The sequence below is a fragment of the Pseudomonas paeninsulae genome, assembly GCF_035621475.1.
Taxonomy (GTDB): Bacteria; Pseudomonadota; Gammaproteobacteria; order Pseudomonadales; family Pseudomonadaceae; genus Aquipseudomonas; species Aquipseudomonas paeninsulae.
Genome location: NZ_CP141799.1, coordinates 659,939 through 685,017, shown reverse-complemented (window position 1 = coordinate 685,017; position 25,079 = coordinate 659,939). Strand labels below are relative to the sequence as shown.

Genomic DNA, 25,079 nt, shown 5'->3' with positions numbered 1-25,079 from the left:
ATCGAAATTACCGCTCATCGCTGACCGACCTCTGCACTCACCGGCTTGGCGTATTCGGCCTTGAGCTGGCCACTGTCGTCGAGCAACCAGGCATCCATTACCTGCTTGACCACCGGAGCGGCCACACCCGAGCCTGACTCGCCATTTTCCACCATCACCGCCACGGCGATCTGCGGGTTGTCCGCCGGAGCGAACGCGACGAACAAGGCGTGATCACGATGGCGCTCCTGGATCTTGTTGCGGTCGTATCTTTCACCCTGCTTGATCGCCACCACCTGCGCCGTGCCGCTCTTGCCGGCCATTCGATACTCCGCCGTGTCGCCAACCTTGCGTGCGGTGCCGCGCGCCCCATGCATCACTTGCTCCATACCGAGCCGCGCGTAATCCCAGTATTTGGCATCGCGCAACAGGACATCCGGCAGCGGCTCAGAATCCACCGGGGGGACCCCTTCGACGGTCTTGGCCAGGTGCGGACGAATCCACTTGCCCTTGGTGGCAATCAGGGTCACCGCCTGGGCCAATTGCAGCGGTGTAGTCTGCATATAGCCCTGGCCGATGCCGAGAATCAGGGTTTCCCCCGGGTACCAAGGCTGACGGTAGCGCCCCCGTTTCCAGTCCCGCGACGGCATCAGTCCGGACGTTTCCTCGAACATGTCCAGTGACACTCGCTGGCCCAGGCCGAAGCGGCTCATGTAGTCGTGCATCCGGTCGATGCCCAGCTTGTGCGCCAAATCGTAAAAATAGGTGTCATTGGAGCGCATGATCGCCATCTCCAGACTCACCCAGCCGTCGCCGCTGCGGTTCCAGTTGCGGTATTTGTGGCTGTTGCCGGCCAGTTGATAGAACCCCGGATCGAACACCCGCGAAGTGGGGGTGATCACCCCGGCATCCAGGGCGGCTACGGCCATCATCGGTTTGATGGTCGAGCCCGGCGGGTAGAGGCCGCGCAAGACGCGGTTGAACAACGGTTGGTCGATCGAGTCGCGCAGCTCGGCATAGGCCTTGAAGCTGATGCCAGTGACGAACGGGTTGGGATCGAAACTCGGCTGACTGACCATCGCCAGTACCTCGCCGGTACTCGGCTGGATCGCCACAATGGCGCCGCGACGACCGCCCAACGCGGCCTCGGCAGCTTCCTGCAGGCGCACATCGATAGTCAGCATGACATCCTTGCCCGGCATCGGATCGATGCGTTTGAGCACCCGCAGCACCCGGCCGCGCGCGTTGGTCTCGACCTCTTCGTAGCCGACCTCGCCGTGCAACTGCTCTTCGTAGAAGCGCTCAATACCGGTTTTGCCGATATGGTGAGTCCCGCTATAGGCCACCGGATCGAGTTCCTTCAGTTCTTTCTCGTTGATCCGCCCGACATAGCCTACCGAATGCGCGAAGTGTTCGCGCTGGGGATAATGCCGCACCAGTTGCGCCACCACCTCAACCCCGGGCAAACGGAACTGATTGACCGCGATCGTGGCAATCTGCTCTTCGCTCAACTCGAACAACACCGGCACCGGTTCGAACGGCCGACGGCCCTGGCGCACGCGCTTCTCGAACAGCGCCCGCTCATCGCTGCTCAGCCCCAGCACCTCGACGATCACATCCAGCACCGGCTCCCAGTCACCCGCCCGTTCGCGGGTCAGGGTCAGGCTGAAACTTGGCCGATTGTCGGCGACAATCACCCCGTTGCGATCGAAGATCAGCCCACGCCTCGGCGGAATCGGCTGAACGTGAACCCGATTGTTTTCCGAAAGGGTCGAGTGGTACTCGTACTGCACTACCTGCAAGTAATACATGCGCGCGATCAGGGCCGCAGTCAGCAGCAGAAACACCAAGGCACCGACCAGCGCACGCCGGCGAATCAGGCGCGCGTCTTTTTCGTGGTCCTTGAGGCGAATCGGCTGCGGCATCTATGACTGCTGATTATGGGTGGGAAATGTGGAGGGAAATCATTTGTGGTACGGGTGGCCGGACAACACGGTCCAGGCCCGATACATCTGCTCGCCGATAACAATCCGTACCAGCGGGTGTGGCAAGGTCAACGGCGACAGCGACCAGCGCTGTTCACTGCGCGCCTGTACTTCCGGCGCCAACCCTTCGGGGCCGCCGACCATAAGGTTGACGGTGCGCGCATCCAGGCGCCACTTGTCCAGTTCACCGGCCAACTGCTCGGTACTCCACGGCCGCCCTTCGACTTCCAGGGTGACGATGCGTTCCCCCGGCTGCACCTTGGCCAGCATGGCTTCGCCTTCCTGGCGGATCATCCGCGCTACATCGGCATTCTTGCCACGGGTGGTCAAAGGAATCTCGACCAGCTCCAGGGCCAGCTCCGACGGCATGCGCTTGGCATATTCCTGCCAGCCGTCTTCGACCCAGCGCGGCATGCGCGAGCCGACGGCAATCAGTTTGATCCGCACTACGCTGCGCCCTTACTCTTGTTCCGGCTCAGGGCTGAACTGCGCACGGCTCTGTTCGGCACCCTGCCAGAGACGCTCGAGGTCGTAGAACTGCCGTGCGGTTGGCAGCATCACGTGGACGACGATGTCACCCAGGTCAAGCAACGCCCACTCGCCTGTGTCCAGGCCTTCGCTGCCCAGCGGACGCACGCCCTTCTCCTTGACCTTCTCCAGCACGTTGTCGACCAGCGACTTGACGTGACGGCTGGACGTGCCGCTGGCGATCACCATGTAGTCGGTGATGCTGGTCTTGTCGCGCACATCGATGGTGGTGATGTCTTGCGCCTTGATGTCTTCCAGGGCAGCGATGGCCAGTTTGACCAGGTCTTCGCTGAGCATTTTTTGCTTCTTCATAAGTAACTCGTTTGCCTTGTGTTCAGTTCGACGCACGGTAGAGCCCGTGCGCATGGATATAGGTGAGTACCGCATCGGGCACCAGGTAACGCACCGATTGGCCGCTCGCCAGCAGCGTGCGGATCTGCGTGGCAGACACCGCCAGGGGCGTCTGCCAGATAAAGGAAATCTGTCCCCCGGGACCCTCCAGGGTCAACGGGTCGCTGATGCTGCGGGCCGCCAGCAGATTGCGCAAGGTTTCCGGCGCTTCGCTGTCGGCATCCGGGCGCTGCAGCACCAGAATATGGCAGTGCTCCAGCAACGCGTTCCAGCGATGCCAGGTGGGTAGCCCGCAGAAGGCATCCCAACCGAGAATCAGAAACAACTGGTCGTCGGCCGCCAACTCGGCGCGCAACGACTCCAGGGTGTCGATGCTGTACGACGGCTTGTCACGTTTGAGCTCGCGATCGTCGACGCACAACGGTGCCAAGCCGGCCACCGCCAGTTCGACCATGGCCAGGCGATCGTGCGCCGAAACCTGTGGCGCCTCGCGGTGCGGCGGCCGCGCACTGGGGATCAGGCGCAACTCGTCGAGGGCCATGAACTCCGCCACTTCCAGCGCACTGCGCAGGTGGCCGATATGCACCGGATCGAAGGTGCCGCCGAATATACCGATGCGTTTAGGCATTCTGCCCGCGCAGCTGACCGTCGCCGATCACCACATACTTCTCGCAGGTCAGGCCTTCCAGACCCACCGGGCCGCGGGCATGCAGCTTGTCGGTGGAAATGCCGATCTCCGCACCCAGGCCGTACTCGAAGCCATCGGCGAAACAGGTTGGTGCATTGAGCATTACCGAACTGGAGTCGACCTCGGCGAGAAAACGCCGGGCGCGGCCCTGGTGCTCAGTGACGATGGCGTCGGTGTGGTGCGAGCCGTAGCGATTGATGTGCTCGATGGCCTGATCCAGGCCGTCGACCACGCGGATCGACAGGATCGGCGCCAAGTATTCGGCGCTCCAGTCCTCTTCCGTCGCCGGGATTGCCTGGATCAGCGCGCAGGTGCGTTCGCAGCCGCGCAACTCGACGCCCTTCTCGACGAACATCTGCGCCATGGCCGGCAGAAATACAGCAGCCACGGCCTGATCGACCAACAGGGTTTCCATCGCACCGCAGATGCCGTAGCGGTAGGTCTTGGCGTTGAAGGCGATGCCCTGGGCCTTGGGCATCTCGGCCAGGGCGTCGACATACACATGACAGATGCCGTCCAGGTGCTTGATCACCGGTACCCGTGCGTCGCGACTGACCCGCTCGATCAGGCCCTTGCCGCCGCGCGGCACTATCACATCGACGAATTCGGGCATGCTAATCAGCGCACCGACGGCGGCGCGGTCGGTGGTTTCCACCACCTGCACCGCGGCGGCCGGCAGATCGGCCGCGGCCAAGCCGCGCTGGATGCAGGCGGCAATCGCACGGTTGGAATGAATGGCTTCCGAGCCGCCACGCAGGATGGTGGCGTTGCCGGACTTCAGGCACAGGCTGGCGGCGTCGATGGTCACGTTGGGCCGCGACTCGTAGATGATGCCGATCACGCCGAGCGGTACGCGCATCTTGCCGACCTGAATACCCGACGGACGGTAACTTAGGTCACGAATCGCGCCGACCGGATCAGCCAGGCTGGCGACCTGGCGCAGACCTTCGATCATGCCGTCGATCCGCGCCGGGGTCAGCGCCAGACGGTCCAGCAGCGCCGGTTCCAGGCCATTGGCACGGCCGGCGGCCAGATCCAGCTCGTTGGCGGCGGTCAGCTCGGCGCGCGCGGCATCCAGTGCCTCGGCGGTGGCCTGCAGGGCACGGTTCTTCTGCGCGGTGCTGGCGCTGGCGACCACGCGCGAGGCGGCGCGGGCCGCACGGCCCAGGCGGGTCATATAGTCGAGCACGGACTCGGTCATGGTCTCGGTAGCCTGGCAATAACTAAAGCGGCTGATTATAGCGGCGCCACCGCCCCACGCACAGCGGCGCCTGGCGGATAGTGGACAAGCAGTAGCAATGACCTGCCGGCCAAGACAGACTCAGCCACCGATACGGCGCTTGTTGCTATCATCGCGACCCACCTGAGGCCTGCCTGCAACCCGTGAAATCACATGCCTGACGAACCCGCCCGCAGCCTGCCCTGGCCACATGCCCGCCCCCTGAGCGTCAGCTTCTTCGACCGCGACGCGCGCTTACTCGCCCGCGAGCTGCTCGGCAAGGTAATCCGTCACCGCTGCGGCACGCTCTGGCTGAGCGCACGGATCATCGAGACCGAAGCCTATTACCTGGACGAAAAAGGCAGCCACGCCTCGCTCGGCTACACCGAGAAACGCAAAGCCTTGTTTCTCGACGGCGGGCACATCTATATGTATTACGCGCGCGGCAACGACTCGCTTAACTTCAGCGCACAGGGCCCAGGTAACGCAGTGCTGATCAAGTCTGCCCATCCCTGGCTCGACCCGTACTCGAACGGCGCCAGCCTGGCGCAGATGCAGGCCAACAACCCGGACAACCAAGGCCAGCCGCGCGCCCTGGACAAGCTCTGCGCCGGACAGACCTTGCTGTGCAAAGCGCTCGGCCTGAAAGTCGTGGACTGGGACGCGCAGCGCTTCGATCCGCAACGGCTGTTCGTCGAGGATGTCGGCGAGCGGCCGGCGCAGGTCGTGCAAACCGCCCGCTTGGGCATTCCCCGGGGACGCGACGAGCAGCTGCCCTACCGTTTCGTCGACGCCGCCTTCGCCCGCTGCTGCACGCGCAATCCGCTGCGTCGTGGCCAAGTCGAGGGACGCGACTACCATCTACTCGGCCCACAGGATACCCACCGATGAGCCAATGGCTCGACAGCTTGACCGCCTGGCTCAGCAGCAACCCGCAATGGCTGGGTGTGGCGATTTTCCTGATCGCCTGTACCGAATGCCTGGCGATCGTCGGAATCATCATACCGGGCACATTTTTGCTGTTCGCCGTCGCCGTGCTGGCCGGTAGCGGCGCGCTGACCCTCGGCGAAACCCTGGCCCTGGCCTACTGCGGCGGCCTGCTCGGCGACGCCCTGTCCTACGCCACCGGGCGTTATTTTCACCAGGATATTCGTCGCCTGCCCGGCTTGCGCCATCACCCGCAATGGCTGGCCGGCGCCGAACTCTATTTCCAGCGCTATGGCGTCGCCAGCCTGTTGGTCGGGCGCTTTATCGGCCCATTACGGCCCATGCTGCCGATGGTCGCCGGCATGCTCAACATGCCTGTCGGGCGTTTCATCGCAGTCAGTCTGCTGGCCGCAGCGGGCTGGGTTATTGCTTACTTGTTGCCGGGCTGGGCCACCGGCGCGGCGCTACGCCTGCCGTTGCCGGAGGGTTTCTGGCCGCAGGCCGCACTACTCGCCGGCGGCTTGGCGCTGGTGCTGGTTTTCAGCGTGCACAGCAGCCTGCGCGAACAGCGTCGCGCCAGCCTGCTCGCCGCGGGTTTGAGCCTGCTGCTGCTAGGCGCTCTGTTCATCGGCTGGCCGAAACTGATTCCGCTCGACCAGGGCCTGCTGGCGTTGTTTCAGGAACAGCGCAGCGCCAGCCTCGACCAGCTGATGGTGCTGATCACCCGCCTCGGCGACTTCACCAGTCAATTGGCTGCCGGCACCCTGCTGTGCCTGTTGCTGTTGCTGGCCCGCCAGTGGCGCGCAGCGCTGTTTGCCGGCGCCACCCTGCTCGGCACCGCGCTGGCCAACGGCGCATTGAAAGCCTGGTTCGCCCGCAGCCGCCCGGAGGTCCTGCTCGAACCGCTGGGCAGCTTCAGTTTCCCCAGCGGCCACAGCTCCGCGGCGGTGGCGTTCTTTCTGGTACTCGGGGTATTGGCCGGGCGTGGTCAACCGGCCCGCCTGCGCCTGGCCTGGCTGCTGCTGGCCAGCCTGCCTGCCATGGCCATCGCCGTGTCGCGGGTGTACCTGGGGGTGCATTGGCCGAGCGACATAGTCGCCGGTGCCTTATTGGCTGGCAGCCTGTGCGCCCTGAGCCTGAGCCTGACGCAAAGGCGCACACCGCTGCCGGCGTTACCCGCCAAGGTGTGGTGGCTGGTTGTGCCCGCCTGCCTGGCGTTGCTGGGGGTCATCGCCACCTGGCATCTGTCGGCCGGGCAGCTGTTATACCGCTATTGAGCCGCCCGCCAGGCTCCTAGCCAGTCACTTCACCCTGTAGCTGATCGAGCACGGTTTGCAGCAGACTCAGGCGCGCCTGCGGCTCGTCAAGCGCCAGCAGTTGCACTTTCTGCTCCGATGCCAATGGCAACAGATAGGCCAGCTGATTGGCCAGGGCCGCTTGACTGCTGACGGCATCAGTCATGCCCAAGGCGGCGACCAGCGGGTGCTCGGCCAGGGCCTCGAGCAACGCGACGAGATCCGCATGTTCGCACCCCAGGGGTTGCTCCGCCGCCTCCTCCAGCCAGTCAACCTCGGCGACGGTCAGTTGATCCGGTAGCACCTGGGCGTGGCGCACCTTGAAGCGCCGACCACCTTCGACACGAATCCCCAGCAGGCCGTTGGGCCGCTGCTGAAAGTCGCAGATCAGCGCCTCACAACCAATCGCCGAGAAGTGGCCGGCGGCCTCGCCGACTTCCTCGCCTTCGACAATACACACCACGCCGAAGCCCTCGCCCTGCTTCATGCAGCGACTGATCATGTCTAGGTAGCGCGCCTCGAATATCTGCAAATCGAGCAGGCAACCCGGAAACAACACGGTATTGAGCGGAAACAGGGATAGATTCATGGGGTTGTCCTCAGACCAGGAAGATGATCGCCAGCGGCAGCAATACTGCAGTAAGCATGCCCATCAGACTCATCGCCAGCGCGGCGAACGCGCCGCATTCTTCGCTTTCCTGCATGGCCCGCGCAGTACCGACCGCATGCGCGGTCATACCCAGGGCCATGCCGATGGCCGCGTGATGGCGCACACCGCACAGGCGCAACAGCGACGGCCCGAGCATCGCCCCGACCACCCCGGTGATCATCACGAATACCGCCGCCAGTGCGGCAATACCACCGATCTGGCTGGCCACCAGCATGGCGATCGGCGAGGTCACCGACTTCGGCGCCATACTCATCAACATGATCGAGTCGGCACCAAACCACCAGGCCAGGGCCACGCCAAGCACCGTAGCCACCACCCCGGCGACCAGCAAGGTCAGCACGGTCGGCCAGAACAACTGGCGAATCCGCCGCAGATTGAGGAACAACGGCACCGCCAACGCCACGGTGGCGGGGCCGAGGAACAGGGTCAGGGCCTCAGCGCTGACCCTGTAGTCGGCGAAACTCAGGCCGCACAGCAACAGCACCCCTATAACGATCGCCATCGACACCAGCACCGGCTGCAGGAACATCCAGCGGGTCCTTTCGTAGGCGGCGATGGACAACTGGTAAGCACCCAGAGTAATCCCGGCGCCAAACAACGGATGATGCGTGACCGCCTGCCAGGCACCGTACCAGTCGAGACTCATACGTCACCCCGCCGACGCTGCTGGCGCTCGATGAGTTTTTGCATCATCCAGCCGGCGAAGACCACCGACAGCACCAGCGACAACACCAGCGCCCCGATCACCGCCCAGAAGTCCGCGGCAATCGCATCGGCATAGGCCATCACCCCGACCGCAGGTGGCACCAGCAACAGCGGCAGGTACTTGAGCAGGTTGCTGGAGGCAAGACTCAGGGGCTCGCTGACCTCGCCGTGCACCAGCAGGAACAGCAACAACAACAGCATGCCGATAATCGGCCCTGGCAACATCGGCAGTAACAAGACGTTGAGTCCGGTGCCGAGCAACTGGCACAGCACCAGCCAGGACAGGCCGCGTAACAGCATGGGGTGAATCTCCGATTGAAGTGACAAACAGCGTCGCGGCGGTACAACCGACCAGCAGTTACCGCATAAGCATAGCGCCCGGACCTCAGGCCACGGCGCACCGCGGCCATTATAGGCTGGCAACGCGCCCGTCGAAAAAGACCGCGTGAGAACGTAGCGAGCGAAGGTAGGCGAGGCAAAAATAGCTGAGAAACGCAGCGCAGCAGAGTAACAGCCAACTGCTGGCCCGTAGGGCGAGCGCAGCGAGTCAAGCGGACTGGGTTCGCACGCGCGGGCACGAACGGTACATGAGCATGGCGCGTTGCGCTCGCCCCTACGGGGCCACGCTAAAGCGCATTAGCCGCAAGCGGCTTGTCGAACCTGCTCTTAACGCCGCATAACCGAGGACAGTAGCGCTCATCCGGCCGCTATAACCCACTATTCAGCAAGACATTGCAGGCTTGACCCGGTGCGCGCCGCGTGATGATCTAGGGCCTGAGCGGTTCGACTCGAAAAACAACAAATCACCCGTCTCCTCAAGGAGGAACTATGCCGTCAGTACCCGTAGCAGAACTCAACAATTATGTAGGCAAGGAACTGGGACGCTCCGACTGGCTGACCATCGATCAGCAACGCATCAATCAATTCGCCGAATGCACCGGTGACCATCAGTTCATTCACGTCGACCCGGAAAAAGCCAAGCGGACCCCCTTCGGCGGGACCATCGCCCACGGCTTCCTGTCGTTGTCGCTGATCCCCATGCTGATGGAAGACATCATGATCATGCCTGAGGGCCTGAAAATGGCCATCAACTATGGCCTGGACAGCGTGCGCTTCATCCAACCGGTCAAAGTCGACTCCAAGGTACGCCTGGTGGTGACCCTGACCGACGCCACCGAGAAAAATCCCGGCCAGTGGCTGCTCAAGGCCCGCGCGGTATTGGAAATCGAAGGCCAGGATAAACCGGCCTATGTGGCCGAACCCCTGACCCTCTGCTTCGTCTGATCTGCGCAAGCATAACCGGCCTTCACTCAGCCGAGCGAACGCCGCTTATGCAGCGGCGCTGGGCGGCGCGGCAGCGCAGAGTCAATAGTTTACGGCATACTTCCGGCAACACCTGGATCTGGATGCTTGCCATGCGCCGCCTCGCCAACCTGGCTTCCCTGAGCCTCGCCCTGCTGCTTGCCGCCTGCGGCGACGGTGAACCCCTGTTACCCGCGGACGCGACCCTGCCCGACGGCGCGCGCTATCGCGGCGAGGTAATCGACGGCTTGCTGCAAGGCCCCGGCCGCCTGGATTACCGCAACGGCAGCTGGTTCGTCGGCACCTTCAAGGATGGCCAGTGGCATGGCCCCGGCGAATGGCACGGCGCGAATGGCGAGCACTACGTCGGCGAGTTCGAGCAAGGCGCCTTTCATGGCCAGGGCACACGCCACTACCCTGACGGCAGCAGTTATCAGGGCGGTTTCGCCGCGGGTCGGTTTGCCGGCGAAGGCACCCTCAAGCAGGGCGGGCTGGTTTATCGCGGCGCGTTCAAAGACGATCTGTTCCATGGCCTGGGCACCCTCGATCGTGCAGACGGCAGCAGCTTCCACGGCCAGTTCAGCAAAGGCCTGGCGAATGGCCAGGGCGTGCGCAGCGACGAGTACGGCAACCAGTTCAGCGGCCAGTTCGATAAAGGCCAGCTGCAAGGCCCCGGCAGTTTCAAAAACACTGACGGCGATCTCTACAGCGGCGCTTTCCGTGACAACCAGTTCCACGGCAAAGGCCGCTACCAGAGCGCCGCTGGCGATGTCTGGAGCGGGCTGTTCGTCGCGGGCGCACTCAACGGCGCGGGCGAGTTCCTGGGCACTGACGGCGACCGCTACCTCGGCGAGTTCCGCGACTGGCGTTACCACGGTCAAGGCCGCCTGCACCTGGCCGATGGCAGCCTTTATCAGGGTCGCTTCGAGAATGGCGAATACGCGGGAAACGGCACTCTGACCCTCGCCCCAGGCAACCAGCAGAGCGGCATCTGGCAGCGTGGTCAACGCCTGCGAGACGAACAGGGTCGCATGCTGCCCGACCCGTTGGAGCTCGGCCTGCTGGCGCAGGGCCGCCTGCTCGATCAGGCCATTGCCGACCTGCCCGCCTCCACCCCCGCCATCGAACTGTATGCCCTGACCCTGGCCGGCGACGGCAAGCAGAGCGTGTTCCTGCGCGAAGCCGATTACGTCGCCAAACTGCTTGGCGAGCGCTTCGCCGCCTACGGCCGCATCACCCTGGCCAACCACCGTGATCACCTCGCCGACCGCCCGTTGGCCACCCGTGAAAGCCTGACCCGGGCGGTGCAGGCACTGGCCGAACGCAGCGGGCCGGAAGATCTGATCTTCATCTACCTGACCAGTCACGGTTCGCGCAGGCATGAGCTGAGTCTCGATCAACCGCGCCTGCAACTGAGCGATCTGCCGGCCAGCGAACTGGCCGTCCTGCTGCAGCCGCTGCGCGAGCGGCACAAGGTGGTGGTGATTTCGGCCTGCTACTCCGGTGGCTTCATTCCCCTGCTGCAAGACGACAAGACCCTGGTGATGACCGCCGCTCGCGCCGACCGGGTATCCTTCGGTTGCTCGGAGGACAACGACTTCACCTATTTTGGCCGCGCGCTGTTCGCCGAAGCCCTCAACGAGACCGATGACCTGCTGCGCGCCTTCGAGCTGGCCAAGGCAAAAGTCGCCGAGCGTGAACAAGCCGATGGCTTCGAGGCCTCCGAACCGCAAATCTGGCCTGCCAAGGCGGTCCTGCAACACTGGCGCGCCCTGCGCGAGCAACAGGCGCGCCAGGCGTTGAGCGCAGCAGCCGACGACAACAGCACCGCCAGCCCAGCCCCTCCAGTCGAACAAAGTATCGAGCGCAGTACACAGTAGTTTTTCAACGGCCTGTTAAGCTGATGGATATCAGCGGAGACCCCACGATTATGTATTTGACGCCCCAGCACATCCTCCTCGCGGGTGCCACCGGCCTGATCGGTGAACACCTGCTGGATCGCCTGCTCAACGAACCTACGGTCGCGCGCGTGCTGGCGCCTAGCCGCCGGCCATTGGCCGAACACTCGCACCTGGAAAACCCGGTGGGTGAACTGCTCGACCTCTTGCCCCAACTCAACGGCCCCATCGACACGGCCTTCTGCTGCCTGGGCACCACGATCAAACAAGCCGGCTCGCAGGATGCCTTTCGCGCCGTCGACCATGACCTGGTCGTGGCCTTCGCCCAGCGTGCCCGCGAGCTCGGTGCACGTCACCTGCTGGTGGTCAGCGCCCTCGGCGCCGACGCCAAGTCCTCGGTATTCTATAACCGGGTCAAAGGCGAGATGGAGCAGGCACTGCACGCCCAGGACTGGCCGCAGCTGACCATCGCCCGACCCTCTCTGCTGCTCGGCCCGCGCAACGAATTCCGCCTCGGCGAACGCCTGGCCGCGCCGCTGGCGCGCTGGTTACCGGGCAAATACCACGGCATCGAAGCCACCGTACTGGCCCGCGCCCTCTGGCGCCTGGCCCTGGAAGAAGACCGCGGCCTGCGCGTCATCGAGTCCGACCGGCTGCGCCGCCTCGGCCGCTGATCCCCTTACCCCCACCCTATCGAGTCAAACCATGAGCACAGCCCACAACAGCCTGATCGAAGCCCTCGAAGCCGCCGACATGCTTGAAATCGACGACCTCTACGCCTGGCAATTCAACCTGGACAAGGAACTGTTGGCCCAGGTCAGCGCCGGCTCGGCCAGCGCCGACAGCAAGGATCAGCCACTGCTGAGCATCGACTGCGCCGACGGCAGCGCGCGCCGCCGTTGGCAGTTCTCCCTTGCTGCGGTGAGCGCGGCGAGCTTCGATGCCGAGACGGACAGCTGGCACCTGACGGATGGCGACGCAGAGCACCGGATCAAATGCTTCGCGGCAATCCGCGGTGACAATCTCGACAACGACGACGCTGAAGTCAGCGACGACTGATCCCAGCGGAGCGCGCCATGCACCTGTATGACCGCTACATCCTGCCGCACCTGATCGACTTCGCCTGCGGCATGGGTGAGGTGATGCAGGCCCGCGCGCAGATCGTCCCGCTGGCCGAGGGACGGGTGCTGGAGATCGGCATCGGCAGCGGACTGAATCTGGGGTTCTACGATGCGGCGAAAGTCAGCGCGATCGTCGGCGTCGACCCCTCGGCCGAAATGCAACACCTGGCCCGCAGCCGCGCCGCGCGCTGCGCCATACCGGTAGAGATGATCGCCCTGGAGCTGGGCCAGATCCAGGCCAGCGAGGCCAGTTTCGACAGCATCGTCTGTACCTTTACCCTGTGTACCATCCCGGACGCCGTGGCCGCGTTGCAAGAGATGCGCCGGGTACTGAAGCCTGGCGGCCGCCTGCTGTTCTGCGAACACGGCCTGGCCCCGGATGCCCCGGTAGTGCGCTGGCAACAGCGGCTGACGCCCTACTGGAAACCCCTGGCCGGCGGCTGCCACCTCAACCGCGACATTCCGGCGCTGATCGGCGCTGGCGGTTTCACCATCGCCGAGCTGCAGACTGGCTACCTGAAAGGGCCCAAGCCTATGACCTTCGTCTATCGCGGCTGGGCGCATTGAGCCAGGCGCACAGGATCATGGGTAGTTGCTATCCGACATCAGAGGCAATCACCCCGTATGCTGTCCATGGTTGCTGGATAAACTCATTGGATTGAAAGCGGTTAGCGCATGAAGCCACCCTCGACACGCCCCTGCCATACCCGCCACACCTGCCTTAGCGGCTTACTGGCGCTGTGCATGGTCTGCGCCGCACCGATCTGGGCGCAGCAGCGCGAGGTGCGCGTGGGGGTCTACGCCAACGAGCCGAAGATCCTGCTGGGCCAGAACGGGCAAATCTCCGGGATCCTCGGCGAGTTGCTGAATGAAATCGCCCGCCAGGAAAACTGGCAACTGACCCCGGTGCCCTGCGACTGGCAAGCCTGCCTGGAACTGGCGCAAAACGGTACGATCGACCTGCTGCCGGATGTGGCCTTCAGCGAAGAGCGCGCGCTGCAACTGGACTTTCACCAACAGCCCTCGCTGTATGGCTGGTCGCAGCTGTATAGCCGCGAGGAGGCCAACCTGCAATCGATCCTCGATCTCAAGGACCGACGCATCGCCGTGCTGGACGGTTCCATTCAGCAGAACTACCTGCAAACGCTGCTCGACAGCTTTGGCCTGCACGCCCGGCTGATTGCCGTGCAAAGCCTGGCCGAGGGTTTCGAACTGGTGGCCAATCAGCAGGCCGAGGCGGCAGTGGCCAACCAGCAGTTCGGCGACTTCCATGCACCGCATTACCAGCTACGCAGCACGCCGATCATGTTCCAGCCCGCGCAACTGTTCTATGCCACCCGCAAGGGCTCCAACAGCGATCTGTTGAGCAGCATCGATCGGCATTTGCTGGAGTGGAACGACTCGCCCTCATCGTATTACTACCAGACCCTGCAGCGCTGGGGCGGCGAACAACCCCGGCTGCTGGTGCCAACCGCCGCCTGGTGGGGTCTGGCCATCCTTGCCGGCCTGCTCCTGACGACTCTCGGCGGTGCCCTGTTGCTGCGCCGCCAAGTGGCCGAGAAGACCCGCCACCTCAAGGCCAGCGAAGCGCGCCTGAACACCATCCTCGACAGCATCGAGCCCCATGTGTACATCAAGGACCGGGAGTTTCGCTACCAGTACCTCAACCGCACGATCTGCGAACTGCTGGGACAGTCCGCGGAACAGGCCATAGGACAAACCGCCGAGGCCTTCTTCGACAGCGCCACTGCCGCCCAACTACTCGAAGTCGATACACAGGTTCTCGAGCACGGCGAACGCGTCGAATACGAGGAAGTCCTGCATAACCGCAAGGATGGTAGAGCGCACACCTACCTCTCGGTGAAGCTGCCACTGCGTGATCCGGACGGTCGCATCTATGCTCTGTGCGGCATCTCCACCGATATCAGCGAGCACAAGAAGAGCCTCGAACAGATCCATCGCCTGGCCTTCTACGATCCACTCACCGGCCTGCCCAACCGCCGCCTGCTGCTCGATCGTCTGCAGCATGCCCTGGCCCAGGCGGCGCGCAACCAGCTCGAAGGCGCCTTGCTGTTTATCGACCTGGACAATTTCAAGAACCTCAACGATACCCTCGGCCACGATCAAGGCGACCAGTTTCTGCAGCTGGTGGCCAGGCGCCTGAGCGACGAGGTACGCACGGAAGACACCCTGGCCCGTCTGAGCGGCGACGAGTTCGTGCTGGTGCTCGAAGGCCTGAGCCCGCAGCCCGAGCAAGCCCTCCAGCTAATCGACAGGGTAGCCGGCAAGCTGCTCCAGGCCCTGGCCGCGCCTTTCGACTTGCCCGGGCATAGCCATGCCAGCACCGCCAGCATTGGCGTGGCGCTGTTTTCCGAATGCCACGGCAACGCCGATGAACTGCTCAAGCACGCCGACCTGGCCATGTACAAGGCCAAGGCCGCGGGGCGCAACACCCTGAGGTTCTTCAACCTGGCGATGCAAACCGAAGTCAGCGCCCGCGCAGCGCTGGAAAGCGACCTGCGCCAGGGCCTGAGGGAGCGCCAGTTCGTCCTGTACTACCAAGCCCAGGTCGATCAGCACGGGCAGTTGCTCGGTGCCGAAGCCCTGGTGCGCTGGCAGCACCCGCAGCGCGGCCTGGTGCCGCCGGCGGAGTTCATCCCGCTGGCGGAAACCACCGGCCTGATCCTGCCCCTGGGCCGCTGGGTCCTGCACAGCGCCTGCCTCCAACTGGCGGCCTGGGCCGCACAGCCCGAGATGGCCGCATTGAGCCTGGCGGTCAACGTCAGCGCGCGGCAATTCCACCACCGTGATTTCGTCAACGACGTGCTCGCCGTACTGGATGAGACAGGGGCCAACCCGCAGCGCCTGGAGCTGGAGCTGACCGAGAGCCTATTGGTCGAGGATGTGGAAGCGCTGATCGACAAGATGACCCAGCTCAAGGCGCATGGCGTGTGTTTCTCGCTGGACGACTTCGGCACCGGCTATTCGTCGCTCAGCCAGCTCAAGCGCCTGCCGCTGGATCAGCTTAAAATAGACCGCTCCTTCGTCCATGACCTGCTCAGCGACCGCAATGACGAGGCCATCGCACGCACGGTGATCGCCCTCGGCCAGAGCATGGATCTGGCGGTGATCGCCGAAGGCGTGGAAACCCTGGATCAGCGCGATGCCTTGCTGCGCTTGGGCTGCCAGCGCTTTCAGGGTTATCTGTTCGGCAAACCGGAGCCGCCACAAATGCTCAAGCAGTGGCTCAAGCCGGCCGGCGCCAGCAGCGCCTGAGCCTGACACCGCTCAAGCCTCCGACGCGGCCCCTTCAAGCCTGAGCCGAAACAGATCGGACGCGGCAAAATCCGCCACGGCCATGGGCCGGCCAAACAAGTAGCCCTGGTAATGCAAGCAGCCATTGCTCAGCAGGCTGTCGCGTTGCTTCAGGGTTTCCACGCCTTCGGCGATCACCTCCAGCCTGAGACTTTGCGCCAAGGCGAGAATCGCGCGCACGATGGCCAGGCTGCTGGGATTGCCCGGCAACTCACCAATGAACGATTGATCGATTTTCAGTTGATCCAGAGGCAACTGCTGCAGATAGGCCATGGACGAATAACCCGTACCGAAGTCATCGATGGAGAATCGGATACCCATGTCTCTCAGCGTCTGCATGCGCACGATGGCTTCGTCCATGTCCGTCAGCAGCAATGACTCGGTCAGCTCCAGCTTGAGGAACTGGGGGTTGGCTCCGCTATGCTGCAGGGTCTGTTGCAGTGCCTCGACAAAGTCCGCCTGATACAGCAGGCGCGCACTGAGATTCACCGACAGGCTCAAGCCGGCGCTGTGCGGGTGCTGCGCCCACTGCGCGAGCAACGCGCAGGCGGCGCCGAGCATCTGCATATCCAGGGCCTCGATCAGCCCACAGCGCTCGGCGATACCGATAAAGGCGCCAGGCGCCAACAAGCCGCGCTGCGGGTGCTGCCAGCGCACCAGCGCCTCGGCACCGGTCAGGCGCCCCAGCTGATCCACCTGCGGTTGCAGATACATAAGGAATTCGCCGGTCTGCAGCCCCCGGCGCAGGTCCTCCTCCAGCTGCAGGCGAGCACTGACCGCTTCCTGCATCTGCGAGTCGTAAAAACTCAGGGCGTTCTTGCCCGCGGCCTTGGCCGTGTACATCGACAGGTCGGCGCGCTGCATCAGTTCATCCACCGAATGCTGCTCGTCACTGAACAGCACTACGCCCAGGCTGGCGCTGCTGAACAGGCGATGTCCACCGGCCAGATAGGGCTGGCGCAGGGCGTCCAGCACCTTGGCGCCTAGGTGCTCGACCTGGGAGGCGGCTTCCTCGGTACGGGTCTCCAGCCCCTCGATCATCAGCACGAACTCGTCGCCCCCCAAACGGGCCACGGTATCGCGCTCACGCAGGCTATGGCGCAAGCGCTCGGCCACCTGGCACAGCAGTTCGTCACCGACCTGATGGCCATACAGGTCGTTAACATTCTTGAAGTTGTCGAGGTCGAGGAACACCAGCGCCGCATGCTGGCCATTGCGCCGACTCAACGCCCGCGCCTGCTGCAGGCGGTCACGCAGCAGGCGCCGATTGGGCAGGCCGGTAAGGGCATCGTAGAACGCCAGGTGCTTGATCTCCTCCTCGGCGGACTTGCGCTCGCTGATATCGGTCAACGACGCCACATAGTTGCTGACCCGCCCACGCTCATCGCGCACCGCGCTGATGGTCAGCCACTCGGGAAAGACTTCGCCACTCTTGCGCCGGTTCCAGATCTCCCCCTCCCAGATACCCGTCTCGATCAGGGTCTCCCACATGGTTTGGTAGAACTCCGGGCTCTGACGCCCGGAGCTGAGCATCTGGGTGGTCTGGCCGACGACTTCAGCGGCGCTGTAGCCGCTGATCTGGCTGAAGGCACGGTTGACCTTGAGGATCCGCGTGCTGGCATCGGTGATCAGCATGCCCTGCTGGGACTCGAAGGCAATCGCGGCAATCTGCCGATCCAGCTCGAGATTGACCCTGTCGGTAATATCGCGAGCGATGAACACCATTGCCCGCTTGCCCTGCAGCGGGGTATCCAGGCGCCGGGCGCGACCCTCGAACTGCCGATGGCCGGAAGGCGTACGCATGCCGTATTCCAGGGTTTGCGGGCTGTCGCTGGCCAGGGTGTGCGCGAGAAAGGCCATGAAGCGCTCCGTCTGACCAACGGACAGCACATCGGCCAGGCGCTTGCCCACCAGGCCCTCACCGCCGCCATAGAGCAGCTGCGGGTCGGGGACCATCACCTCCAGGTAACGCCCCTCCTCGTCCAGTACCAGGGTCAGGTCCGGGCTGGCCTCGCTGATCGCCCGCAGACGAGCCGCGCTCTCACGCAGGGCCTGACGATCCCGGGCCTGCTGGAAGAGGTCCTGCAACAAAAGCCCCAGCAGCAGGGTGGCCGGCGTCAGCACCAGAAAAATCGGCACGGCCACCAGCTGCAACGCCTGGCTGAAATACGCGCGGGGCAACAGGATCAGGCTCAGCAGCAGCAACAGATGCACCAGCGCGCCGAACAGCAACAACTGCCAGACGCCGATGCGCAGCCAATTGCGCTGGCAGGCCGCCCGATAAGCCAGGCCCATCAGCACCGGTATGACGATAGTGAACAGGCCTGGAATGACCCCCACCCCACCCAGCCAGAGCCGATAGGCGCCGGCCATCAGCCCAGCAATGGCCGCCACCAGCGGGCCGCCAAACAGGCCGGCCATGCTCAGCACCACGCTGCGCGCATCGAAGATCAACCCCTCATGGAGCGTGATCGGAGCCAGCATGCCGATCACGCAAATAGCGCCGAACAGGCCGCCGGCCAGCAGCCGACGCAGCAGTTGCCGCTGGACATGCCGCATAGTCAGGGCATGCAGCCAGCACAGCGCGATCAGCAGAGCCGCGCTCTCGATAAATTTCAGGGTCATGGAACAACTCGGCGGGTTTACCAACACCGGCGGGCAATGGAGGCCACGTGCCAGCAAACGCCCATGATAGCAATTTACCAGCAACCCACTCAGGCCGTAGGTCAGTCAGGGCTGCCGGACCCACAACACCCGGGTTGCTGCTAGCGTGCTGGCTCGCGCAGCTGCAGGGCATCCACCAGGCCGGCGGCGATGGCCATGCCAACCAGATCGGCGAGGGTCGCGGCCTGCATGCGCTTCATCACCCGCGAGCGGTACAGATCGACGGTTTTGACGCTGATTTCCAGCTGCTCGGCGACTTCCCGGTTGGTGTAACCACACACCAGCGGCAACAGCACATCGCGCTCGCGCGGGGTGAGGCTGTCCAGGCGCGCCTGCACCGCCTGCAAGCGCTCATCCACCGCTGGGGTCGCCGGCGGCCGACTCAGGGCTTGCTGCACGCTGTCGAGCAGCAACTGTTCGTTGTAGGGTTTCTCGATAAAATCCACCGCGCCGGCGCGAAAGGCGCGCACCACAATCGGCACATCGGCATGGCCACTGACGAAGATGATCGGCATGTCGATCCCGCGCTCGCGCAGGGCTTCCTGCACATTCAGCCCACCCATGCCGGGCATGCGCACGTCCAGCAGCACGCAGCCACGGGTCTCGGCCGCACAGGCCTCGAGAAACTCCCGGCCGCTGGTAAAGGGCAAGGCCTTGAGCCCCACCGACTCCAGTAGCCAGACGGTGGAATCGAGCATGCCCTGGTCATCATCGACCACATACACCTGTTGTTGCGTTTGCCCGCTCATCCCCTGCTCCTCTGATTGTTCTTGTTCGCGGCCTCGTCAGCCCGGCCCAGCGGCAACCGACATTCCAGGCAGAGTCCGGCGGCCTTGCCTGGATGCGCCTCCAGGGCGCCACCAAAGCCTTCGATAATGCTGCGACTCATCGACAGGCCCAGGCCCAGGCCTTCCGCCTTGCTGGTGTAGAACGGGGTGAAGATGTGCTCCAACTGCGCCGCTGCCACGCCCGGACCCTGGTCACTGACCCAGACGCACAACTGGCCGCCACGCTCACCGGCACTCAGTTCGATGCGCGAGGGCTGGCCCGGGTGGGCTTCGCGGTTGGCGTCGATGGCGTTGCGCAACAGATTGAGCAGCACCTGCTCGAGCAGCACCCGGTCGGCGTAGACCGGCGGCAGATTATCCGCCAGTTGCTCGACAATATTCACCTGCCAGTTATTCGCCTCCCACTGACACAGACGCATCGCCTCGCGGGCCACCTGGGCGATGTCCAGGGCCTGGGTGCGACGCTGGCCCTTGCGCAGGAAGGCGCGCAGGCGTTTGATCACCTCGGCGGCGTGGTTGGCGTGTTCGGTGATGCGCTCCAGGCCCTGAGCCACCTTGTCCGCCGCCTGCGGATTAGTGCCGAGGGCCTTGAGGTAGCGCTGGCTGGCACTGGCGTAATTGACCACCGCCGCCAGCGGTTGATTGATCTCATGGGCGATACCCGACGCCAGTTCGCCCAGGGTGACCAGCCGTGCGGTGTGCGCCAGCTCGTCCTGATGGTGGCGCTGCTGGGCCTCACGCAGCTCGCGCTCGGTCATGTCGCGGGCCACCAGCGAATAGTAGCGCTCGCCGCCGCTGCCGCGATGGGCCAGCAGCACCAGCGACACCGGCAGCGGCGCGCGCTGCCCCAGCGGCAGCAGGCGCACCTCGGCGCTCCACACGCCACAGCTATCGGCGGTGGCCCAGCCGCGAGCCTGCAAGTGCTGCACATCGTCTTCGCCGAGCAACGCATCCAGCGCGGGCAGCGGCTGGTCCGGGGCGATATTCAGGGCATGCCGGGCCGACGGGTTGAGGTAGGTCAGGCATCCGCCCGGCTCGATAAACAGCACCAGGTCGGTATTGGCCTCGACCACTTCGGCCAGGCGCCGCTTGTTCTCCTCGGCCTGCACCCGCGCGGTGATGTCGCGCGACACGCTGACCACCTCCACCACCGCGCCGGTGTAGGTTTCGCGGATCGCCCGGCTGGCGGTCTCGAACCACAGGTAGTGGCCGTCGCGGTGGGCAATCCGCGAGGTCATGGTGTGGTAGCCGTCCTGCTCCAGCGCTTCGCGGGTGCGCTGCACCAGTTGCGCCTGATCCTGACGATGGAACAGCGCCTGCACCAGGGTGCCGCGCAGCTCTTCGGGCCAGTAGCCGAGCAGCGTCCAACTGGCCGGCGAGGCGTCGAGGAAACGCCCGTCCGGGGTGTGCCGGGAAATCAGGTCGGTGGTGTTTTCGGTGATCAGCCGGTACAGCCGGCTGGCTTTGGCCGCCTCGCGTTCGGCGCGAACCTGAACGGTGGCCAGCCGACAACGGGCCAATACCCGCTGCTCCTGCGGGTCGGGGATGAACAGCCAGATCAGAATCTGCCCGTCGACCTGTGCCTCGACCTCCTCGATGGCCCGATTCTGCTGCAAGCAGGCGCGCACCAGTTGCGCCGCGTTGACCGGCAGAAACTCCGCCACCGCCGGCAATGGCCGCCCGCCCAGCAGCTTGAGCATGGCCGCATTCAATTGCAGCGGCTGCGCCTGCGCATCCAACAGCAGACTCGGCTGCGGGTCGGCGCCGAGCAAGGCATTGCCGCGCGACTGCAGGGGCAGGCTGGCCAGCAGGGCCAGCAGCAGTTGGTGGATGAATCCCAGCCAATCGAGACTGATGCCCTCCTGCAGTTCGATCAGCAACAGTCCGGGCTGGCCCTGATCCAGCTGCAAGGTCAGCACCTGGCCGTGACTGATGGCGGCGCGGCGCACGCGCCCGGCCAGCCAGCAGGGCAGCACACGCAACTCGGCCAGACTCAGGCGCGGCTGCGCCGCCAGCGCCTCGAACAGCAGCTGATCGCTGGCCTGCAAGGGATCGCCAAAGCCCGGCGGCAGGTGCGGGGCACTGCCTTCATGGCTGTAGATACCCGTGCCTGATTTCCAGCCAAGAAAGAACGTCTGACGCACTTCAGGGCAGGCCTGCAGGGTGCGGCGCAAGGCATCGGCGCGCACCGCCAGGGGTAGCGCCTCGCGCTGCAGACACAGCCAACTGTGCAACTGCACCTGGATCTCACTCATCGTCACGCGTTCCTTTCAGCAGGCGGCCAGCCACGAGAGGGGCATGGCGTGGTCAGCCGCGAGCATCAGGGCAACGGCGACGTAATGCAAAGCGACCAAGGACTATACCCGACGAAGCAAGCTAGTAAATATACTATACAACTATGGTTCAGTTGCCATATCTATGCCCATAAATATATAAATGCCGCCTAGCTGAAAAACAAAGCGCCTATTCGCGCCGCCGAATAGAAGCCACAAGAGCAAACAATCTGCCATGGGTACCCGCATGTCGATCTACGAACAGGGCCTTGAGCCTACCGCCGTTAACCACATCGCCCTCTCGCCGCTGAGCTTTCTCGAGCGCACCGCGAGCGTTTACCCGCACTACCCGGCGGTGATCCATGGCTCGATTCGCCGCAACTGGAGCGAAACCTATGCCCGTTGCCGGCGCCTGGCATCGGCCCTGGCCGGCCGTGGCATCGGCAAGGGCGACACGGTGGCGCTGATGCTACCGAATACCCCGGCGATGCTCGAAGCGCATTTCGGCGTGCCGATGATCGGCGCGGTGCTCAACCCGCTCAACGTGCGCCTGGATGCCGAGGCCATCGCCTTCATGCTGCAGCACGGCGAAGCCAAGGTGCTGATCACCGACCGCGAGTTCTTCGATGTGGTGCATGCCGCCGTCGGCATGCTCGATCATCCGCCGCTGGTGATCGATGTCGATGACCCGGAATTCGGCGAAGGCCAGGCGGTCAGCGACCTCGACTACGAAGCCCTGCTGGCCGAAGGCGACCCGCAATTCGCCTGGCAATGGCCGGATGACGAATGGCAGGCGATCAGCCTCAACTACACCTCCGGCACCACCGGCAACCCCAAAGGGGTGGTCTACCACCACCGCGGCGCCTACCTCAACTCGCTGGGCAACCAGATGACCTGGGCCATGGGTCACCATCCGGTGTACCTGTGGACCCTGCCGATGTTCCATTGCAACGGCTGGTGCTACCCCTGGACCATCACCGCCCTGGCCGGCGTGCACGTATTCCTCCGGCGCGTCGACCCGCAGAAAATCCTCCACCTGATCCGCGAGCATCGGGTCAGCCACCTGTGCGGCGCCCCCATCGTGCTCAACGCCCTGGTCAACATGCCCGAGTCGGCCAAGGCGGCCATCGAGCACCCGGTCAATGCCATGGTTGCCGGCGCGGCGCCACCGGCCAAGGTGATTGGCGCGGTCGAGGACATGGGCATCAAGGTCACCCACGTCTATGGCCTCACCGAGGTGTACGGCCCGGTGACCGTGTGCGCCTGGCATGCCGAATGGGATGAGCTGCCGCTGGATCAACGGGCGCAGATCAAGTCCCGCCAGGGCGTGCGTTACCCGACCCTGGAAGGCCTGATGGTCGGCGACCCGAAAACCCTGGAGCCGACGCCGCGCGATGGCGAGACCATCGGCGAGATCTTCATGCGCGGCAACACGGTGATGAAGGGTTACCTGAAGAATCCCAGCGCCACGGCCGAGGCCTTCGAGGGCGGCTGGTTCCACACCGGCGACCTGGCCGTGTGTCATCCCGATGGCTACGTGGAAATCAAGGATCGCCTGAAAGACATCATCATCTCCGGTGGCGAGAACATCTCCACCATCGAGGTGGAAGCCGTGCTCTACCGCCACCACGCGGTGCTGGAAGCGGCCGTGGTCGCACGCCCGGATGAGAAGTGGGGCGAAACGCCCTGCGCCTTCATCACCCTCAAGGTCGATCAGCAGGCGATCTGCGAGAGCGAGATCATCGCGTTCTGCCGTGATCACCTGGCCGGCTTCAAGGTGCCGAGAACCGTGGTCTTCACCCAGTTGCCGAAGACCAGCACCGGCAAGATCCAGAAATTCGTCCTGCGCGACATGGCCAAGGCGCTCTGATCGATAAACCCGCTCGCCCATGCCGGGCGAGCGGGTAGTTGGCCCTTCCACAACAACAAAAAGCCCAACAACAAAAAACGGCACGCGCCCCGAGGCGCTGCGCCGACGGAGGCAGCACCCATGCAACTGTACCAACGCAAAGATGGCGAACAGCAACCCTGCTGGTCTTTCGGGCCTTTCCGAGTGCGCCTGCCGTTTATCCACTACCGCTGGGAAACCGCGGAAATGCTCCAGGCGCTGATCATGTTCGTGGTCAGCCTGGCGATGATTCCGCTGCTGGAAAAATACCTCGGCCTGCCCTACGACGTGGCCCTGGCCTATGTGGTGGTGTGTGGCATCGGCTTCATGCTGCCGGCGCTGCTCGGGGTGCCTTTCGTGCCCGGCTGGATCACCCCGGGTATCCCGGTGGTGCTGCTGTTCCTGGGTAACTTCAAGCCCGGTCCGGAAGCGATTCAGGCGCTGTTCGCCCTGCAGTTCCTGGTGTTCGTGATCTTCCTGGTGCTCGGCGTCACCCGCCTGGGCAGCACCCTGGTCAAGATCATTCCCAACTCGATGAAAGGCGGGATCATCATCGGCGCCGGCATCGCCGCGCTGATGGGCGAAATCTCCAGCGGCGGACGCCTGGCCAATACGCCGATTTCCCTGGTGCTCGGCAGCCTGATCTGCCTGTACCTGATGTTCTCGGTGTCGTTCAAGGGCCTCACCGAGCGCGTGCCTTTCGCCCGCAAGATCGTCAACTACGGCATGGTGCCGGGCATGTTGATCGCCATCTTCATCGGCATCGCCGTCGGTGAATACAAGATGCCCGACGTGCGCTTCGGCATCACCGCGCCGGCCTTCGCCGATATGTGGAACTACCTGCCGTTCAACGTCGGCTTCCCCGGCCTGGACGTGTTCCTGCTGGCCGTGCCGACGGCGGTTATCGCCTACATCATCGCCTTCGGCGACATCATCGTCGGCCAGTCGCTGATGCAGCGCGCCGACGAACTGCGCACCGACGAAGTGATCGAGAACAGCATCGACCGTGTGCACCTGGTGACCGCCCTGCGCAACGCCCTGCATGCCTTCTTCGCGCCCTACCCAGGCCTGGCCGGACCGCTGTGGACTGCCGTGGCGGCGACCATGGCCGAGCGTTACAAGTACGGGCGCAAGGCCATGGACTCGATCTATAGCGGTGCCGGCACCTTCTGGATCACCGGTTTCATCGCCCTGTTCGCCCTGCCGCTGGTGAGTTTCTTCCAGCCAGTGCTGCCGATCGCCCTGTCGCTGACCCTGATCCTCACTGGCTATATCTGCTTGATGGTCGGTTTCGAGCAACTCAACAACAACACCGAACGCGGCGTCGCCGGCACCATGGGCGTGGTCCTGGCCGTCTACGGCGCGGGTTGGGGCCTGGCCGCCGGTGCGGCGCTGTACATCCTGGTCGAGCGCACCCACCTGCTCAAGTTCGCCTCGAGCAAGGACAAGACCAGCGGTGCCCCCGAGGTCGACTAACGCGCTA

Annotated in this window: 21 protein-coding genes; 10 read left to right on the top strand and 11 right to left on the bottom strand. The window is 64.2% G+C overall.

The window, feature by feature from the left end; translation table 11 throughout:
* Positions 1-14 precede the first annotated feature (14 nt).
* Genes mrdA through VCJ09_RS03055 form a run of 5 tightly spaced genes read right to left on the bottom strand, consistent with a single transcriptional unit; the run spans position 15 to position 4,732 of the window.
* Entirely contained in the window at positions 15-1,904 is a 1,890-nt protein-coding gene (gene mrdA / locus VCJ09_RS03075) for a penicillin-binding protein 2 (RefSeq protein ID WP_324733074.1), read from the bottom strand.
* Positions 1,905-1,943: 39 nt separating this feature from the next.
* The gene (gene rlmH / locus VCJ09_RS03070; protein ID WP_324733073.1) at positions 1,944-2,411 is read right to left on the bottom strand and encodes a 23S rRNA (pseudouridine(1915)-N(3))-methyltransferase RlmH; all 468 of its coding nucleotides are present in this window, start codon (positions 2,409-2,411) and stop codon (positions 1,944-1,946) included.
* Positions 2,412-2,423: 12 nt separating this feature from the next.
* Complete coding sequence (rsfS, locus tag VCJ09_RS03065) at positions 2,424-2,789, bottom strand: ribosome silencing factor (protein ID WP_079205066.1); 366 nt, start codon at positions 2,787-2,789, stop codon at positions 2,424-2,426.
* Positions 2,790-2,826: 37 nt separating this feature from the next.
* Entirely contained in the window at positions 2,827-3,471 is a 645-nt protein-coding gene (gene nadD / locus VCJ09_RS03060; protein ID WP_324733072.1) for a nicotinate-nucleotide adenylyltransferase, read from the bottom strand.
* Positions 3,464-4,732 (bottom strand): glutamate-5-semialdehyde dehydrogenase, encoded by a 1,269-nt coding sequence (locus VCJ09_RS03055; RefSeq protein WP_324733071.1) that lies wholly within the window; start codon positions 4,730-4,732, stop codon positions 3,464-3,466. The genes nadD and VCJ09_RS03055 overlap by 8 nt, the downstream gene beginning before the upstream one ends.
* A gap of 192 nt (positions 4,733-4,924) precedes the next feature.
* On the opposite strand from VCJ09_RS03055, the gene VCJ09_RS03050 reads away from it, so the two are divergent.
* Both VCJ09_RS03050 and VCJ09_RS03045 read left to right on the top strand, forming a co-directional pair.
* Complete coding sequence (locus VCJ09_RS03050) at positions 4,925-5,641, top strand: DNA-3-methyladenine glycosylase (protein WP_324733070.1); 717 nt, start codon at positions 4,925-4,927, stop codon at positions 5,639-5,641.
* Entirely contained in the window at positions 5,638-6,954 is a 1,317-nt protein-coding gene (locus tag VCJ09_RS03045; RefSeq protein ID WP_324733069.1) for a bifunctional DedA family/phosphatase PAP2 family protein, read from the top strand. The genes VCJ09_RS03050 and VCJ09_RS03045 overlap by 4 nt, the downstream gene beginning before the upstream one ends.
* Before the next feature lie 16 nt (positions 6,955-6,970).
* Here the strand turns inward: VCJ09_RS03045 and VCJ09_RS03040 are convergent, their stop codons facing one another.
* The 3 genes from VCJ09_RS03040 to VCJ09_RS03030 are packed head-to-tail and all read right to left on the bottom strand — an operon-like array spanning position 6,971 to position 8,647.
* Positions 6,971-7,561: an LON peptidase substrate-binding domain-containing protein gene (locus tag VCJ09_RS03040; protein ID WP_324733068.1), complete on the bottom strand. Its 591-nt coding sequence runs from the start codon at positions 7,559-7,561 to the stop codon at positions 6,971-6,973.
* A 10-nt stretch (positions 7,562-7,571) separates the two neighbouring features.
* Positions 7,572-8,288 carry an LrgB family protein gene (locus tag VCJ09_RS03035; protein WP_324733067.1) on the bottom strand — a complete coding sequence of 239 codons (717 nt, stop codon included), beginning with the start codon at positions 8,286-8,288 and terminating at the stop codon, positions 7,572-7,574.
* Entirely contained in the window at positions 8,285-8,647 is a 363-nt protein-coding gene (locus VCJ09_RS03030; RefSeq protein ID WP_324733066.1) for a CidA/LrgA family protein, read from the bottom strand. Before VCJ09_RS03030 ends, VCJ09_RS03035 begins: the two co-directional genes overlap by 4 nt.
* A 528-nt stretch (positions 8,648-9,175) precedes the next feature.
* Here VCJ09_RS03030 and VCJ09_RS03025 point away from each other — a divergent pair.
* The 6 genes from VCJ09_RS03025 (at position 9,176) to VCJ09_RS03000 (ending at position 15,944) form a co-directional block, all read left to right on the top strand.
* Entirely contained in the window at positions 9,176-9,631 is a 456-nt protein-coding gene (locus tag VCJ09_RS03025; RefSeq protein ID WP_324733065.1) for a MaoC family dehydratase, read from the top strand.
* A gap of 131 nt (positions 9,632-9,762) precedes the next feature.
* Positions 9,763-11,529, top strand: coding sequence for a C13 family peptidase (locus VCJ09_RS03020; RefSeq protein WP_324733064.1), 1,767 nt, complete (start codon positions 9,763-9,765; stop codon positions 11,527-11,529).
* A gap of 50 nt (positions 11,530-11,579) precedes the next feature.
* A complete protein-coding gene (locus tag VCJ09_RS03015; RefSeq protein ID WP_324733063.1) occupies positions 11,580-12,221 on the top strand; it encodes an oxidoreductase in 642 nt (213 codons plus the stop codon).
* A 31-nt stretch (positions 12,222-12,252) separates the two neighbouring features.
* Positions 12,253-12,606, top strand: coding sequence for a DUF5629 family protein (locus VCJ09_RS03010; RefSeq protein WP_079204620.1), 354 nt, complete (start codon positions 12,253-12,255; stop codon positions 12,604-12,606).
* 17 nt (positions 12,607-12,623) lie between these two features.
* Positions 12,624-13,235 (top strand): class I SAM-dependent methyltransferase, encoded by a 612-nt coding sequence (locus VCJ09_RS03005; RefSeq protein ID WP_324733062.1) that lies wholly within the window; start codon positions 12,624-12,626, stop codon positions 13,233-13,235.
* A 108-nt stretch (positions 13,236-13,343) separates the two neighbouring features.
* A complete protein-coding gene (locus VCJ09_RS03000) occupies positions 13,344-15,944 on the top strand; it encodes an EAL domain-containing protein (RefSeq protein ID WP_324733061.1) in 2,601 nt (866 codons plus the stop codon).
* 12 nt (positions 15,945-15,956) lie between these two features.
* Here the strand turns inward: VCJ09_RS03000 and VCJ09_RS02995 are convergent, their stop codons facing one another.
* The 3 genes from VCJ09_RS02995 to VCJ09_RS02985 all read right to left on the bottom strand — a co-directional run bounded on the left by VCJ09_RS02995 (position 15,957) and on the right by VCJ09_RS02985 (position 21,690).
* Positions 15,957-18,608: an EAL domain-containing protein gene (locus VCJ09_RS02995; protein ID WP_324733060.1), complete on the bottom strand. Its 2,652-nt coding sequence runs from the start codon at positions 18,606-18,608 to the stop codon at positions 15,957-15,959.
* A 140-nt stretch (positions 18,609-18,748) separates the two neighbouring features.
* Complete coding sequence (locus VCJ09_RS02990; protein WP_324733059.1) at positions 18,749-19,396, bottom strand: response regulator transcription factor; 648 nt, start codon at positions 19,394-19,396, stop codon at positions 18,749-18,751.
* Entirely contained in the window at positions 19,393-21,690 is a 2,298-nt protein-coding gene (locus VCJ09_RS02985) for a PAS domain-containing sensor histidine kinase (protein WP_324733058.1), read from the bottom strand. The genes VCJ09_RS02990 and VCJ09_RS02985 overlap by 4 nt, the downstream gene beginning before the upstream one ends.
* Before the next feature lie 265 nt (positions 21,691-21,955).
* Here VCJ09_RS02985 and VCJ09_RS02980 point away from each other — a divergent pair, with 265 nt between their 5' ends.
* Together VCJ09_RS02980 and VCJ09_RS02975 are read left to right on the top strand one after the other, a co-directional pair.
* Entirely contained in the window at positions 21,956-23,578 is a 1,623-nt protein-coding gene (locus VCJ09_RS02980; RefSeq protein ID WP_324733057.1) for an acyl-CoA synthetase, read from the top strand.
* A 120-nt stretch (positions 23,579-23,698) separates the two neighbouring features.
* Positions 23,699-25,072 carry a solute carrier family 23 protein gene (locus VCJ09_RS02975; protein ID WP_324733056.1) on the top strand — a complete coding sequence of 458 codons (1,374 nt, stop codon included), beginning with the start codon at positions 23,699-23,701 and terminating at the stop codon, positions 25,070-25,072.
* Positions 25,073-25,079 lie beyond the last annotated feature (7 nt).